Below are 14693 nucleotides of genomic sequence, written 5' to 3'. Positions count from 1 at the left end.
AGGATCGCACCGAGGGCGACCTCTGACCAGAGCCCTCAGTTGTAGTCGACGTCGCGCGGGGCCGCTGCGGGGGCGTTCTCCGGGCGGTACGACAGGGCGACCGTGCTCGAGCCCTCCCGGGTGCGCACTCCGAGCAGGGTGAGGTCGATCTGCGGGAGCCCGGTGAAGGCGCGGGCGTCGCCGGCGACGACCTTCGGCCCGACGAGGAGGTGCAGCTCGTCCACCAGGCCGTGGGCCAGCAGGTCCGTCCAGAGGGTGCGGCTGCCGAAGACGAGGATGTCGCCGGCCTCGGAGTCGCGCAGCCGCCTGAGGTGATCGTGCGCGTCTGCACGGGAGACGATCTCGGTGCGATCGCCCCAGACCGCGACATCGGCGCGGGTGAGAGTGTCCGAGACCACGGTGATGCCCAGGTCGGTCGCGTACCGGGAGGCGATGTAGCGGTCCTCCGGGATGGCGTCGGCGTTGTCGACCTGGTGCGGCCAGTACTGCATCATCCCGACGTAGCTCACCGCTCCGAAGAGCAGACGGCTGGCAGAGCGGACCCGGTCGGCGTTGTGCTCGGCGAAGGCGAGGTCCATCGGCATCTGCGACACGTCGCCGCCGGCCCCCTCGGTGAATCCGTCGACGCTCACCATGCTGCTGACGACGATCCTGCCCATGCGATCCTCCACTGCATCGAGTGGGCTGCGAACTCCGGCCCGCACCCAGCGTCGCGCCTTTCGAGGCGCCGATCAACATCTGCGCGTGGCCGAGGTCACCTGCGAGCCGATACCCGCATGGTCGCGCCGAGAGCGACGACTCCTGTCAGCGATGGGCGAGGAGGGCCCGCGCCGCGTGCGTGACCAGCTCGCGATCCGTGGTGAGGACGAAGTCGTACTCGCCCTCGGCGTGCCTGGCGGCGTCGATCTCGCGTGCCGTGAGGGCCGCCGCGTGGTCGGCGGTGAGCACGATCACGTCCCACTCGGCCGCGAGCCGGTCGTCGCGGTCGACCAGTCGGTTGAGCGCCCCGACGGGGAGACCCGAGGCGCCGCCGACCGTGTACACGGTCAGCAGGCAGCCGCTGTCGGCGAGCCGCTCGTAGCGGCGCCGTGTCGCCGGTGTCACGTTGGAGTCGTGCTGGAAGGTCGCGAGGAGCACGGCGCTGTCGCCGCCCGAGTGCGCGCGCTCCTCGAGGAAGGTGCTCACCTGCAGCAGGAGCGCCCGGTCCGCACGCCGCGCGGGGACGGCTGCGCTGATGATCTCGAACGGCGTCGCCGCGCGAGCGGAGGCCGCCGACGCCGAGCGCGCGATCCGGGCCCGCCACTCGGATCGTTCGGCGGAGCTGGTGACCACCCGCGGGGCCGCCTCCGCCGACCCGGGACGGCCGTAGTGCCAGCCCTGCCCGAGGGTGGCGCCGAGGGCGCGCGCGGTCAGTTCGTGCCGCTCGTTCTCGATGCCCTCGGCGAGCACGACGGTCTCGTTGCGGCCCGCGTAGTCGGCGACCGCTGTCATGATGCGGGCCGCGTGCACATCGGGCCGCTGCCGGATGAGGCCCATGTCGAGCTTGATCACGTCGGGAGCGATCAGCGGCAGGAGCGCGAGAGTCGCGGGCTCCGCGCCGAGGTCGTCGACGGCGATGGCGTGGCCGTGCTCGCGCAGCCGCTCGATGGCGGAGAGCAGCCGGCCCGTGTCCTGCGCGAGCGCCCGCTCCGTGATCTCGATCGTGAGCGGCAGGCCGCTCGTGAGGCCGGCCGGCAGCTGCCCGCGCCAGAGCGTCGGCGGCTCCACATTCACGAACAGCTCGTGCGCGTCCCGGCCGCCGAGCCCGTCCGCGGCCACGACCGCGCGACTGATGCACTGGTCGTCCACGATCTCGACGGCCCCTCGGCGGTAGGCGTCCTCGAAAGCGGAGTCGGGGGAGACCGGGCCGGACGCGTCCGCGAACCGCGAGAGCGCCTCGTGCGCCACGACCCGGCCCGACGCGAGATCGACGATCGGCTGGAAATGCGTGTCGACGACACCGATGCGCCCGACGACCATGGGACAAGTATCGGTGACATCTCCGGTGGCACGAGCCGCGGCGACCTCGTGTCGGGAGAGCACCGGTGGGGTCCGGGCCGAGGGCGGACTCCTCCGCGGAGCAGTTCGAGCACTCGGCGGGACTCCGCGGCCGTAGCATCGCTGCTGTGCACGACGAGCCCCGCCTGATCGAGACCACCGCCCAAGACGCCCGAGCCACGACGCTGTTCGCCCTCCAGGAGGCGGAGCTCCTGCGGCGCTACGGGGGAGAGGACACCGGGGAGCGTCCGCCCTCGGACGCGCCGGCCCTCCTGCTCAGCGTCGGCGACGAGCCGGCCGGCTGCGTCGCCCTGTCGATCCACGGCCGGGTCGCGGAGATCAAGCGGATGTTCGTCGCCGAGTCGGCGCGAGGACGCGGTCTCAGCCGCCTCCTCCTCGCCGGCGTCGAGAACCTGGCTCGGCGCGACGGAGTGGAGGTGCTGCGCCTGGTCACCGGCACCGAGCAGCCCGAGGCGATGGCGCTCTACAGCAGCTCCGGCTACGCCTCGATCCCGGGCTTCGGCTACTGGAGCGACGAGCCCGACGCCCGGTTCTTCGAGAAGCGGCTGCGGCCGGTACCGGCGGTCGACCCGCACCCGGCCTCGTCAGCGGAGCGCTGAGCTCTCCGCCGTGTACAGCGCGCGGACCTGCTCGGCGGTCAGCGCGCTGTCCCACACCCGGATCTTCGCGAAAGCGCCCTTCGCGTAGTTGCCGGGGCCCGACGAGAGCTCCACCGCTCCCACCGTGAAGTCACCGGCGGTGGGGTTCAGGCCGTCGGGGAACAGGTAGGGGTTCTTCGCGTAGGTGTTCCCCTGGTTGTCGACGAAGCGCGGGTAGGCCACGGCGGTCCCGTCGAGGTACGAGACGGCTCGAGTGCCGTCGTAGGTGCCCACGTGCAACTGCCACGTGTCGCGGAGGAAGGTGTCGCCCGAGGAGGAGTAGTCCCGCGAGTAGGGATAGCCCGGGGTGGGTCCGCCGGTGCGGGAGACGTGGAAGTTGGTCCGCTCGTCGCCGCCGTACAGGCCCAGGTCGTAGAACAGCCCGTAGGAGCGGCCGTGGTTCGTCTCGTTCTCGTTCCACGCGCCCGCGACGAAGCCGGTGCTGTTGTCCGTCATGTACACCCAGGTCGCGACCGTCACCGCGTTCCCGGTCGCGCCGACGGTGAGGCGCCCCGCATCCTGCGCTGCGACGCGGAGGAAGCTGGTGCCGGTCATGGTCACCCCGGACCCCCACGGCGTCGTGGTGGTCGTCGCCTGAGTCTTGCCCGCCTGGCTCAGCGGGAGATCGCCGGCCGACGAGTAGTACGGGGCACCGGACTCGGAGAAGTCCCACTCGGTCATCGGGGCGGGCACGTCGGCGGTCGGCGGGGTGGATGTCGGACGAGGAGTGCTCGTCGGGGTCGCCGTCGGAGTGGGGGCGGCCGTCGGAGTGGTCGTCGCTGTCGGCACGGGGGAGGAGGTGGGAACAGGAGTGGGCGATGGCGTGGAGCCCCCGTCGTCGCAGGAGGTGACTCTGCCGGCCGCACGCGACAGCGTGAGCTCGCTCCCGAGGACCTTCACCGAGTCGATGTGGGCGCGTCTGAGCGAGTCCACCGTCGCCGCGGGAACGCAGTCCGGGCGGCTCAGCGAGACCGACACCCCCTGGGCCGCCGCGACCGTCGCTCCGGAGAGCGCGTCGGCGAAGCCCTCGCCCGACGCGAGATACGTGGTGTCCAGGAGCGGCGCCGAGGGCCACGCCTCGTTGATCAGGCGGCTAGTCTCGTACCGGCTCGCACCGCCGATGCGCTGCGTCGCAGGAACGACGCCCGACGAGACGAGCTGCTTCTCGATACCGGAGGAGATCGAGGGCGTCCGGCCGAGCACGACCGCTCGCGACGGGCTGAGACTCGCCACCGCCTCGCGGGTCTCCTCGTCGAGGCCGTCCTCCGCCCCGTCCACGAGGAGGACGGGCTGACCGGTCCGGCCGGCGACCGGGGCGATCGACAGCGCGTCGGGGAAGTTCCCGCCCGTGGCGAGGAACACTTCCGACGTCGTGTCGGACCCGAAGGCGTCGGCGACGAGCCGCCGCGAGGTGTCGTACCGGTCGGTGCCGCCGATCCGGGTGATCTCGCCGACGAGACCGCGGATCTGCTGGTACACGGGACCCGAGACGGTCAGCTCGCTCCCGACGACGATGACCTTCTTCGGCGCGAGCCGCCTGATCTCGGCGGACACCGCGTCCGTGAGCCGGTCCGGATCGGTGAGGAGGAGCGCTCCGCCTCGGACCGCGGCTGCGGGACCCGCACTGAGCGCGTCGGCCCACTTCGCGCCGCTCGCGATGTAGAGGACCGGCACTCCGGGCTCGAACGCCTGCGTGGTCGCGACCGACGTGCCGTAGCGGTCGGTGCCGGCGACCCGGCTGCTCGAGAAGGCGTAGACGGAGGGGGAGAGGTCGATGCCCGACGCGGAGCCGCTCCGCAGATCGACCGTCGAGGCACCGGCGACCGAGCCGGAGTCCTTCCAGAACTCGTCCCCCACCGTAGGAACGCGTCCGTCAGCCGGTCGCTCGACGACGCGGACCACGGGGGAGCTGCCGCCGAGATCTCCGGTGAGGGTGTATCCACCGGTGACGCCGCTGCCGAGCGTCACCTCGGTGGACGCGAGCAGGACCGCCGTCCGCGGCCCGCCCTGGCCGAGACTCCACGCCTCGACGGCGTAGCGATGCGAGCCTGGCGCGCCCGCGGGCGTCCGGATCGTCCCGCTGATGGACTGCTCGTCGGCACTCGCCTGGACCGCCGGCCCGGCGACGAGCGCGACCACGGCCAGCGCGCCGATCGCCAGGGAGGACACGGGGCGAGCACGACGGCGGCGGAAGATCACGAGCACCATTTCGGCAGGTCTGCGGCACGCCGCGGAGAACACGATGTCTCGACTGTAGCGGCCCCGCGCGGCTAAAGGAGCGGTCGTCTCCGCGAACTGACAAACTCTCGATTACTGGAAACGAAGCTCAGCGTTCCCGCAGGGTCCAGTGGTGCCGGGACGGGGAACTTCTTCGATGCCGCGCGTGGACTCAGCGGGTAGCCGTCGACGAATCGCCGTGGAGCGGGTGCGCACCGTCTGGCCGGAGCCCGTTGAAAATCACGTCGAGGTAGCGCCGCCACAGATCCGGCGGTGCTGCGGGCAGCGGGGCGACTGCGTGCGAGGGTGCACACATGGGTCTCAGCGCAGAGGCAACCGGGCAGCGCGACGCGCCATCACCGCTCCCGCCGCGAAGCTCCCGCAACGCTGAGCACCCTCTCGCGCCGGCTCAGCCCAACTGATGCACGTGGATGTCGCTGCTCGACGTCACGCCGTTGAACTCGAGATACAGCTGCCCCTCGACGACCGACACGGTCAGCGTGTTGCGGCGCTCGAGTACCGCGACCGCGGCATCCAGAAACCCGTGGTCGAAGCTCTGCACGGTGATCTGCTCGAGCTGGTGGACGCGCTTGCCGGACCACGCCGCGATCACCTTCTCCGGGTTGCGATGCGTGTAGACCGTCGTGCGGTCGGCCAGCTTGCTCCCGAAGTGCAGTCGCTCGGCATCCGGCGCGCCCACCTCGATCCACGTGGTCAGCCTGCCGGTGAGATCGCGGACCAGCACCGCCGGCTCGGTCGCCGTCGACGAGATCCCCTCGCTGAAGGTGATCCCCTCCACGTATTCGAGGCAGTAGGCGAGCACGCGCGTCATCATGTACGCGTCGGTCTCGGACGGGTGCCGAGCGGCCCGCAGTGTGATGTCTTCGTAGACGCCGCGGTCCACATCAGCTAGCTGTATCGCGAAGTTGTGCATCACTGCGCCGGCTGCCATGTGGGCGAGCTTATGTCCTCTCGCTCATCGAGCAGCGCGAAGCTTCTACGGCGCCGGTGGGGGCATCAGGTTCGCGCGCCTCCACGCAAGAACGGCCCGGCAGGAGGCATTCACTCCGTCGACAGCGTTTCACTCGCCGACTCGTAGGAGGGGATCCCATTCGTGCATCTTCCGCAGAGCAAACTGACATAATGTGCATTATCGGATCAAGGCACGAGTGCCGACAAGCGCTCCTGCACCCGAAGCACGTGCCCGCCGTCATCGGCGCGCATCGGCCCCCACGCTGGTCGAGTAGCCCCGCAGGGGCGTATCGAGACCGACGAGCTTCAGGTCAGGCCGTCGACACGGCCATCCGACACTGGTGGATCTCGATTCGAGCGCTGAGCGGGCCACCCGGCCGATGGCCTACTTCGCGACGAAGTCCGACGTGTCGCCCACGAGCCGCGTGTTGTCCGCCGGGATCTGCTCGACAGCCGCGAGTGCGACCTCCGCCGCGAACTCCCCCACGTTGTAGAGCTTCCCGGCCGACTCGCGCCGCGAGCTGATGGCGCCGGGATTCGAGCGCTCGAGGAGCGTCGCCGTGATGGTGCCCTCGATCATGTCGCCCGAGACGACGACGAACTCGACGCCCCGCTCCGACAGCTCGGCGATCCGCTCGCGCAGCGCGTCCTCGCCCGCCCGCTTCGACAGCGCGACCGGCTCGTACTCGGGCATCGTCGGGGTCGTGCGGATGAAGTGCGCCTGGTGGCTCGTCACGAAGACGACGCGCGACCCGGCGCCGAGCAGCGGGAGCGCCGCCTCGAGCGTGGCGACCTGCGAGTCGCGGTTGAGGACCATCGCGTAGTCCTCCCCCATGTTGCTCTCCATGCCCCCGGAGGCGTTCAGCACGAGGACGTCGAGACCACCGAGCTCCTCCTCGATGCGCGCGAAGAGCGCCGAGCGCGACTCCGCGTCGGTGAGGTCGGAGCCGACCGCGAAGGCCGAGCCGCCGGCGGCGACGATCTGGTCGACGAGCTTCGTCGCGCGGGGCGCCTTCGAGCGGTAGTTGACGACGACGCGGGCGCCGGCCTCGGCGAAGTAGCGGATCGTGTCGGCGCCGATCCCGCGGGACGAGCCGGTCACGAGGATCCGCTTGCCGTCGAGAGAACCGGGAGCGAGGGGGTTGGACACGAGGAGATCCTTCAGGACGCCGGCGACGAACCGGATCGGGCACGATGACGGGCCCCAGGGCCCGCCGAGGAGCCTACCAATCCCCCTCCCAGCCCGTTGACGGGGGGCCTTGGTACCGTGGAAGGGCTCATCGTGGGGAAGGAGCAACGGCAATGGATGCTGTCACCCAGTTCGCGTGGATCCTCTGGCTCGCGCTCATTCTGATCTTCGTGATCGTCGAGATGATCACACTCGAGTTCACCTTCCTGATGCTCGCCGTGGGCAGTGTCGGCGGCCTGCTGACCGGCCTCGTCGGCGCTCCCTTCTGGGTGCAGGTCCCCGTCGCGGCGGTGATCGCAGCCCTGCTGCTGTTCACCGTGCGGCCACCGCTGCTGAGACTCCTCAAGCGGGGAGGCGACCCGACGCCCACCGGCTCCGATGCCCTCCTCGGTCTCGCCGGCAGCGTCGTCATCGCCGGCTCGGGCCCGGGTCAGGTCAAGCTCGCCAACGGCGAGACGTGGACGGCGCGCCTGTCCCCCCTCGTCGAGAACCGCCCGCTCGGAGTCGGCGAGCGTGTCGTCGTCACCGCCATCGAAGGCGCGACGGCCGTGGTCGTCCCCGCCGAAAGGAGCTCCTCGTGAACACCTCCGCCATCGTGACGACGGTCGTCGTCGTCGCCATCGTCCTCTTCGTCCTGACCATCCTTTTCCGGTCGATCCGGATCATTCCCCAGGCCACCGCGGGAGTCGTCGAGCGTCTCGGCAAATACCACAAGACCCTCCTCCCCGGCCTGAACCTCGTCGTGCCGTTCATCGACCGCGTCCGCCCGCTGATCGATCTCCGCGAGCAGGTCGTCTCCTTCCCGCCGCAGCCCGTGATCACCGAGGACAACCTCGTGGTGTCGATCGACACGGTCGTCTACTTCCAGGTGACGGACGCGCGCGCGGCGACGTACGAGATCGCGAACTACCTCGGTGCCGTCGAGCAGCTCACCACGACCACTCTCCGCAACGTGGTCGGCGGGCTGAACCTCGAGGAGGCGCTGACCTCGCGGGACAACATCAACGGACAGCTGCGCATCGTCCTCGACGAGGCCACCGGCAAGTGGGGCATCCGCGTCGGACGCGTCGAGCTGAAGGCGATCGACCCGCCCCTGTCCATCCAGGACTCGATGGAGAAGCAGATGCGCGCCGAGCGCGACCGTCGGGCCGTCATCCTCACTGCGGAGGGGACGAAGCAGTCCCAGATCCTCAACGCGGAGGGACAGCGTCAGGCCGCCATCCTCGCGGCGGAGGGTCAGGCCAAGGCCGCCGTCCTCCGCGCGGAGGGTGAGGCGAAGGCCATCACCACGGTCTTCCAGGCGATCCACGACGGCCGCCCCGACGCCGAGCTGCTCGCCTACCAGTACCTGCAGACGCTCCCGAAGATCGCCGAGGGCAGCGCCAACAAGCTCTGGGTCATCCCGAGTGAGCTCACGGAGGCGCTCAAGGGCGTCGGTCACGCGTTCGGGCAGAACGCCGCGAGAGCCGATCGTCCGAGCGACGCGTCCGGCACTCCCCCGACCCCGTCCTTCTGACCCGCACCGCGCCGGTGAGCGACCGGGACCGCGTTCCCTTCCTCGAGGGTCCGCGGCCCCGCGTCCTCGCGCACCGCGGCTTCGGCTCCCGCGGCCCCGGCAACACGATCGGCGCCTTCCAGCGGGCCCTCGATGCAGGGGCCGACCTGCTCGAGACCGACGTGCGCGCCTCGCTCGACGGAGTGGCGTTCCTCCAGCACGACGACGAGGTCGTCGACGAGACGGGCCATCGGCACCGCGTCGACCGCCTCCGCGCCGAGGAGCTCGAGCGGCTCGTGCTCGATGGCGGCGAGCACCCGGTCTCCCTCGCGGAGGCGCTCCATCGCTTCCCCGAGGCGCGCTTCAACATCGACGTGAAGGCGCGTGAGGCGGTGGACGCGACCATCGCGGCGGTGCGGGGCGCTCACGCCGAGTCGCGGGTCCTCATCACCTCCTTCTCGGAGTCGCGCCGCCGGCGCACCCTCCGAGGGCTTCCCGGGGCGGCGACCTCCGCCTCCGCTCCCCTGTTCCTGCTCGCACTCGTGGCCGCACACGCGAACGCCACTGCGGTCGTGCGCGTGGCCCTCCGGGGCGTCGACGCCCTTCAGGTGCCCGAGAGCGCGCTCGGGTTGCGGGTCACGACTCCACGGATCCTGGCGCGCCTGCGCTCCTCCGGCTGCGAGATCCACCTCTGGACCGTGAACGACCGACAGCGGATGACGGAGCTGCTCGAGCTGGGCGTCGACGGGCTCGTGACCGACCGCACCGACCTCGCTCGGGCGGCCGTCGACGCGTTCCTCCGGGGCGCCGGGCCGCAGCGCTGAGCAGGCGCGGAAATCCGCTCCGACCTGATTGTTCTCTGGCAAAGGATGGTCCGCCGGGACCACCTCCAGGTAGGCGGTCGACACTGGTCGGAGCACAGCGAGAGGAGACCACACAATGGCAGATCGAAGCTTGCGCGGCATGAGGCTCGGATCCCAGAGCCTGCAGAGCGAAGAAGGCGTCGTCTTCTCACCGCGTTCGACGTACGAGTACCACTGCTCGAATTGCGGCTACGACACCGACATGGTGTTCTCGGCCGACGCCGAAGCGCCGGAGACCTGGGAGTGCCGCTCATGCGGCCACGAAGCCATCCTGATGGTGGATTCCAAGCCCGTCGTCATCGACCGGGGTGAGCAGAAAGCCGTCCGCACCCACTGGGACATGCTGCTCGAACGCCGCACGCGCGCGGAGCTGGAGGAGCTGCTCGAAGAGCGACTCGCCTTCCTCCGTGCCCGACGCGGGGAGCACAAGATCGGCGCATAGCGCCGGTCGCGGCGGGTATCGGATCGGCGTCTAGCGCCGGACCCGAGCCCGTCGTCGCGGCTCGCACGTCCGCAGGACGAACGAGACCAGGGCGATCAGACCGGCGGCCAGGAAGTACCAGCCGAGGTCGCGGGCCCACACCAGAGCCGGGGTCGTGGTGGAGGCGAGGGGGACCTCGTCCACCATGGCACCCGGCTCGAACCATGTCAGGGAGTCGATCGTCGCGCCGTCCGGGCCGATGATCGCGCTGGTCCCGACGGTCGAGATGTTGACGACGCTCCGCCCCGTCTCGATGGCCCGGAGCCTGGCGATGGCCAGCTGCTGCACGCTCTCGTCGGTGCGGCCGAAGTCGGCGTTGTTCGTCTGCGCCAGGATCACCTGCGCACCGCCGTCGACCATCGCGTTGGTGAGGGCGTCGTCCGAGATGTCGAAGCAGATCGCGATACCGGCGAGGATGCCGTCGATGTCGAAGACGTTCGAGCGGGTGCCGATCGAGTAGTCGCGACTGACGAGGTCGACGAGATCCGGAGCGAAGATCCGCCAGAATGCCCGATCGGGCATGTACTCGGCGAACGGCACCGGGTGGACCTTGTCGTAGACCTGCGTCGCGCCCTCCCCCGCCTTCCACAGCAGCGAGCTGTTGTAGAACACGTCCTCCTCGGGGTTCGTGATCGTGCCGACGATGAAGGGCGCGTCCATCGTGCGGCTCAGGTAGTCGAGCACCGCGGCCGACTGCGCGTTCCTCGTCGGATCGATGTCGACGCCGTTCTCCGGCCAGACCACCATGTCGACGTCCTCGTCGAGGACGGGCAGGGTCGCCGAGGTGTGGTCCTCGAGGATCTGCCCGCGGTAGCTCTGCGAGAACAGGCCCGCATCGGAGTCGCCCTGGATCGCGGCGATGCGCGCCGTGCCCTCCGTCGGCGCCGGCCAGGCGGGGAACACGAGGGCGACGATCGTGAATCCGGCGACGGCCGCGACCCGTCCGGTCGCGGGGACGCTGACCTCGCGGACCGCCTGTGCGAGCGCGGCCGCGAGGAAGGCGACGACGAAGCTGAGCCCCGCGAAGCCGACCCATGCGGCGAGCTCGGCGAGCGGACCCGTGGACTGCGACAGGGCGAGCCTCCCCCAGGCGAAGCCGCCGTAGGGCCAGACGTTCGTGATCGTCTCGCGACCCGCCCAGAGGGCCGCCAGGATCGCGGGCAGCCCGACCATCCGGCCCAGCGGACCGGTCCACACTCGGTGCCCCCGCGTCGAGACGACGGCCATCAGCCCCGCCGACAGCGCGAAGAAGATCGCCTGCAGGCCCGCGAGCGCGGCCCACGGGACCAGACCGAGGTAGAGCGTGAGCCACGAGATGTGGACGCCCCAGAACACGCCGCCGCCGACGAGACCGACGAGCGCACCGCTCCAGAACCCGCGACCGGCGAGGGCCAGCAGGATCGCGGCCGCCCCGAGGATCGCGAGCAGCCAGACGTCGGCGTCGGGGAAACCCTGGTCGAGCACCGCGCCGCCGAGAGCAGCCAACGGCAGCGCGAGCCACAGCGGAGCAGTCCGCCCCGCAGGCGGCGTCATCCCGCCCCTCATGCGACCGAGGAGTAGGCGACGATCCCCCGGCGGACGGACTCGAGAGCGGTGCGCGCGGCGCGCCCGACCTTGCCGTCGGCCACGACGGAGAGCTGGTCGAGGAGGTCGATGGTCTGCTTCGACCAGCGGACGAAGTCGCCGGCCGCCATGTCGGCCTCGCGCAGCACCGCATCCAGCGGCATGCCGCGCGCCCACATGTTCATCGCGAGGGCGAGGCTGGCCGAGATCGGGTTGCTGCCCGGGAGGCGATGCTCCCGCTCCACGTCGTCGAGGCGGGCCCAGAGCAGCTGCGTCTTCTCGAGCGCCTCCGGGAACGTGCCGCGCGGCAGGAACTTCTCGCCGAGGGTCCCCTCCTCGCGCCGCGGCTCGAAGACGAGGCAGCAGGCCATCGCGGCGAGACCGGCGGGGTCGAGCTCGGTCCAGGCCTGCTTCCGGAGGCACTCCGCGATCAGCAGATCGCGCTCTCCGTAGATCCGGCGCAGGGTGCGCCCGTTGGGGGTCAGCGACAGCTCGCCCACGTCGTCCCGGCGGAAGTAGCCGAGCTCGAGGAGGACCTCGGTGATCCGGTCGAAGATCCGCGCGACGGCGCCCGTCCGCGAGCGGATCTGACGCTCGATCTCGTCGGTCTCCTTGCGGAGCTTCCACCAGCGCTCGGCCCAGCGGGCGTGCTGCTCGCGGTCGGAGCAGGCGTGGCAGGGGTGCGCCTTCATCCGGCGACGCAGTTCGGCGAGCTGCGACTGACGCCGCTCGCGCTCGCTGTGCGACGCGGATTCCTTGCGCACGGCGCCGCGGCGCTCGAGGTCGCCGATCTCGCGGCGGATGGACGCGTACTCCGCGAAGTCGCCGAGGTGGCACTGCATCGCGGTGAGGTAGCCCTCCATCGACTGCTCCTGCTGGCGCACGCGGCGGGCGAGGTCGACGACCGATCTGTCGGCCTGGAACTGCGCGAACGACGACTCGAGGATCTCGCGCGTGCGGGTGCGGCCGAACTGCTCGATGAGGTTGGCCGCCATGTTGTAGCTCGGGCGGAAGCTCGAGTTGAGCGGGTACGTGCGCCTCGAGGCGAGCGAGGCGACCGCCTGCGGGTTCATCCCGCCGCGCCACTGGATGACGGAGTGGCCCTCGACGTCGATCCCGCGGCGGCCGGCGCGACCGGTCAGCTGGGTGTACTCCCCCGGCGTGATCGGGACCCGCGCCTCGCCGTTGAACTTCTCGAGCTTCTCGAGCACCACGGTGCGGGCGGGCATGTTGATGCCGAGGGCGAGCGTCTCGGTGGCGAAGACGACGCGCACGAGGCGCCGGAGGAAGAGCTCCTCGACGACCTCCTTGAAGGCGGGCAGCATGCCCGCGTGGTGCGCGGCGACTCCGCGCTGCAGGCCGTCGAGCCACTCCCAGTAGCCGAGGACGGCGAGGTCCTCGTCGCGGATCGTGCGGCAGCGCTCCTCGACGATCGCGCGGATCTCGTCGCGCTCGTGGCGCTCGGTCAGCCGGACGCCCGACCGGAGGACCTGCCGGACCGCCTGGTCGCAGCCGGCGCGGCTGAAGACGAAGAAGATGGCCGGCAGCAGGTTCTTGCCACGGAGGATCTCGACGACCTCGGACCGCGGGACCAGATCCTCGGTGCGCGACTCCTGGAAGCGACTGCGTCCGCCGCGCTGCGATCCGCGACCACCGCGCTCGACCCGGGAACCGCCCTGCGCCAGACGCGCGAGCTCGGGATTGACGCGGTTGGTGGCCGCCCGCCCCGAGGAGTCGAAGAGGTCGAGCAGCTTGCCGCCCACCAGCACGTGCTGATCGAGCGGCACGGGACGCTCCTCCGACACGATGACCTCGGTCTCGCCCCGGACGGTCTGCAGCCAGTCGCCGAACTCCTCGGCGTTCGAGACCGTCGCGCTGAGGGAGACGAGACGCACCCGCTGCGGGAGGTGGATGATGACCTCCTCCCAGACGGCGCCGCGGAAGCGGTCGGCGAGGTAGTGCACCTCGTCCATCACCACGTAGGCCAGATCGCGCAGGAGGTCGGAGTCGGCGTAGAGCATGTTGCGCAGGACCTCGGTCGTCATCACGACGATCCGCGCGCGGGCGTTGACGTTGGAGTCGCCGGTGAGGAGCCCCACCTCGGAGGCGCCGTACTCGCCGACGAACTCCTGGAACTTCTGATTGCTGAGAGCCTTCATCGGCGTCGTGTAGAAGACCTTCGCGGTGGGGTCCCGCATGGCCAGGTGGATGGCGAACTCGGCGACCGCCGTCTTGCCCGCACCGGTCGGAGCGGCGACGAGGACGCTGCGACCGTCGTCGAGCGCGCTGCACGCCTCGTACTGGAACGGGTCGAGGTCGAACGCCAGGGTCGAGCGGAACGTCTCGACCCTGGCGTGGCCCTGTCGTGTCCGGAACGCCGCGAAGCGCTCCGCCGGAGACGGCTCGATCACGCGGGGAGGTCGGACGGGCTGCCGTCGAAGACCACCTGGCGCTTGGCGACCCGCTTGTCGTGCAGGATCGCGATCCCGCAGGCGAGGAAGAACAGGACGATGATCGGGATGGCGAGCAGGAACATCGAGATCGGGTCGGCCGCGGGGGTGGCGATCGCGGTGAACAGCACGATGACCATGATCGCGACGCGCCACGACTTGAGGATGAGCATGCCCGACAGGATCCCGAGGAAGTTCAGGAGCACGAGGAACACGGGCAGCACGAACGCGATGCCCACCATCAGCACGAGCTTGAGCACGAAGTCGTAGTAGTACTTCGCGTCGATGAAGCTGGCCGCGTTCTGCCCGGTGAAGCCGGTGAGCAGCTCGACGATGTGCGGGAACACGAACCAGCCCGCCGCGCAGCCGGCGAAGAACAGAGGGATCGCGGTCAGGATGAAGCCGAGACCGTACTTCATCTCCTTGCGCGTGAGGCCGGGCACGAGGAAGGCCCAGATCTGGTAGAGCCACACCGGACTGGCGATGACGACACCGACGGTCATCGCGATCTGGAGACGGAGATCGAAGGCACCCGCGATCGTCGGGAAGTTGAGGATCGCGTCCTTGCCCTGCGTGGACGCCACCTCGAGGATCGGCGCCTTCAGCGACTCGAACACCCACTCGGAGACGAACCACCCTGCGACGCAGCCGATCACGATCGCGATGGCCGACTTGAAGAGCCTGTTGCGAAGCTCGATCAGATGCGACCCGAGGGACATGCGTCCTTCAGGGTCCTTCTTCGAGCGCTTCGTCCGTGGCTTCTTCGC

Annotated in this window: 13 protein-coding genes; 5 read left to right on the top strand and 8 right to left on the bottom strand. The window is 70.3% G+C overall.

The annotated features are described in order from the left end of the window. Positions 1-35: 35 nt before the first annotated feature. Entirely contained in the window at positions 36-659 is a 624-nt protein-coding gene (locus tag GRS96_RS11585) for a dihydrofolate reductase family protein (protein WP_159988516.1), read from the bottom strand. 145 nt (positions 660-804) lie between these two features. After that, the gene (locus tag GRS96_RS11580) at positions 805-2019 is read right to left on the bottom strand and encodes a sensor domain-containing phosphodiesterase (RefSeq protein ID WP_159988515.1); all 1215 of its coding nucleotides are present in this window, start codon (positions 2017-2019) and stop codon (positions 805-807) included. A gap of 146 nt (positions 2020-2165) precedes the next feature. Here GRS96_RS11580 and GRS96_RS11575 point away from each other — a divergent pair, with 146 nt between their 5' ends. Next, complete coding sequence (locus tag GRS96_RS11575) at positions 2166-2657, top strand: GNAT family N-acetyltransferase (RefSeq protein WP_204162078.1); 492 nt, start codon at positions 2166-2168, stop codon at positions 2655-2657. Here the strand turns inward: GRS96_RS11575 and GRS96_RS11570 are convergent. From GRS96_RS11570 to GRS96_RS11560, 3 genes are all read right to left on the bottom strand, one after another. Further along, positions 2643-4904 carry a cell wall-binding repeat-containing protein gene (locus GRS96_RS11570; protein ID WP_159988514.1) on the bottom strand — a complete coding sequence of 754 codons (2262 nt, stop codon included), beginning with the start codon at positions 4902-4904 and terminating at the stop codon, positions 2643-2645. The genes GRS96_RS11575 and GRS96_RS11570 overlap by 15 nt on opposite strands. Before the next feature lie 418 nt (positions 4905-5322). Then, the gene (locus GRS96_RS11565; RefSeq protein ID WP_159988513.1) at positions 5323-5865 is read right to left on the bottom strand and encodes a YaeQ family protein; all 543 of its coding nucleotides are present in this window, start codon (positions 5863-5865) and stop codon (positions 5323-5325) included. Between the two features lie 405 nt (positions 5866-6270). Beyond that, entirely contained in the window at positions 6271-7035 is a 765-nt protein-coding gene (locus tag GRS96_RS11560; RefSeq protein WP_159853617.1) for an SDR family oxidoreductase, read from the bottom strand. A 152-nt stretch (positions 7036-7187) separates the two neighbouring features. Here GRS96_RS11560 and GRS96_RS11555 point away from each other — a divergent pair, with 152 nt between their 5' ends. From GRS96_RS11555 to GRS96_RS11540, 4 genes are all read left to right on the top strand, one after another. Continuing rightward, the gene (locus GRS96_RS11555) at positions 7188-7655 is read left to right on the top strand and encodes an NfeD family protein (RefSeq protein ID WP_159853615.1); all 468 of its coding nucleotides are present in this window, start codon (positions 7188-7190) and stop codon (positions 7653-7655) included. Continuing rightward, positions 7652-8590 carry an SPFH domain-containing protein gene (locus tag GRS96_RS11550; RefSeq protein ID WP_159853613.1) on the top strand — a complete coding sequence of 313 codons (939 nt, stop codon included), beginning with the start codon at positions 7652-7654 and terminating at the stop codon, positions 8588-8590. Before GRS96_RS11555 ends, GRS96_RS11550 begins: the two co-directional genes overlap by 4 nt. Before the next feature lie 14 nt (positions 8591-8604). Beyond that, a complete protein-coding gene (locus GRS96_RS11545; RefSeq protein ID WP_159988512.1) occupies positions 8605-9393 on the top strand; it encodes a glycerophosphodiester phosphodiesterase family protein in 789 nt (262 codons plus the stop codon). A 115-nt stretch (positions 9394-9508) separates the two neighbouring features. Continuing rightward, complete coding sequence (locus GRS96_RS11540) at positions 9509-9874, top strand: RNA polymerase-binding protein RbpA (RefSeq protein ID WP_159853609.1); 366 nt, start codon at positions 9509-9511, stop codon at positions 9872-9874. 30 nt (positions 9875-9904) lie between these two features. Here the strand turns inward: GRS96_RS11540 and lnt are convergent, their stop codons facing one another. The 3 genes from lnt to tatC are packed head-to-tail and all read right to left on the bottom strand — an operon-like array spanning position 9905 to position 14645. Continuing rightward, positions 9905-11446 (bottom strand): apolipoprotein N-acyltransferase, encoded by a 1542-nt coding sequence (gene lnt, locus GRS96_RS11535; RefSeq protein ID WP_159988511.1) that lies wholly within the window; start codon positions 11444-11446, stop codon positions 9905-9907. A gap of 8 nt (positions 11447-11454) precedes the next feature. Then, positions 11455-13887, bottom strand: coding sequence for a DEAD/DEAH box helicase (locus tag GRS96_RS11530; protein WP_159853605.1), 2433 nt, complete (start codon positions 13885-13887; stop codon positions 11455-11457). Next, the gene (gene tatC / locus GRS96_RS11525; protein WP_159853603.1) at positions 13884-14645 is read right to left on the bottom strand and encodes a twin-arginine translocase subunit TatC; all 762 of its coding nucleotides are present in this window, start codon (positions 14643-14645) and stop codon (positions 13884-13886) included. Before tatC ends, GRS96_RS11530 begins: the two co-directional genes overlap by 4 nt. Between the last annotated feature and the right edge of the window lie 48 nt (positions 14646-14693).

The organism is Rathayibacter sp. VKM Ac-2803, assembly GCF_009807175.1.
GTDB lineage: Bacteria > Actinomycetota > Actinomycetes > Actinomycetales > Microbacteriaceae > Rathayibacter.
This window is presented reverse-complemented; position numbering and strand designations above follow the sequence as displayed.

What these genes read in the sequence shown, in the direction of transcription:
- GRS96_RS11555 (WP_159853615.1), top strand. Translation starts at nt 7,188, where the DNA reads ATGGATGCTGTCACCCAGTTCGCGTGGATCCTCTGGCTCGCGCTCATT.
- lnt (WP_159988511.1), bottom strand. Translation starts at nt 11,446, where the DNA reads ATGACGCCGCCTGCGGGGCGGACTGCTCCGCTGTGGCTCGCGCTGCCG.
- GRS96_RS11570 (WP_159988514.1), bottom strand. Translation starts at nt 4,904, where the DNA reads ATGGTGCTCGTGATCTTCCGCCGCCGTCGTGCTCGCCCCGTGTCCTCC.
- GRS96_RS11565 (WP_159988513.1), bottom strand. Translation starts at nt 5,865, where the DNA reads ATGGCAGCCGGCGCAGTGATGCACAACTTCGCGATACAGCTAGCTGAT.
- GRS96_RS11540 (WP_159853609.1), top strand. Translation starts at nt 9,509, where the DNA reads ATGGCAGATCGAAGCTTGCGCGGCATGAGGCTCGGATCCCAGAGCCTG.
- GRS96_RS11585 (WP_159988516.1), bottom strand. Translation starts at nt 659, where the DNA reads ATGGGCAGGATCGTCGTCAGCAGCATGGTGAGCGTCGACGGATTCACC.
- tatC (WP_159853603.1), bottom strand. Translation starts at nt 14,645, where the DNA reads ATGTCCCTCGGGTCGCATCTGATCGAGCTTCGCAACAGGCTCTTCAAG.
- GRS96_RS11580 (WP_159988515.1), bottom strand. Translation starts at nt 2,019, where the DNA reads ATGGTCGTCGGGCGCATCGGTGTCGTCGACACGCATTTCCAGCCGATC.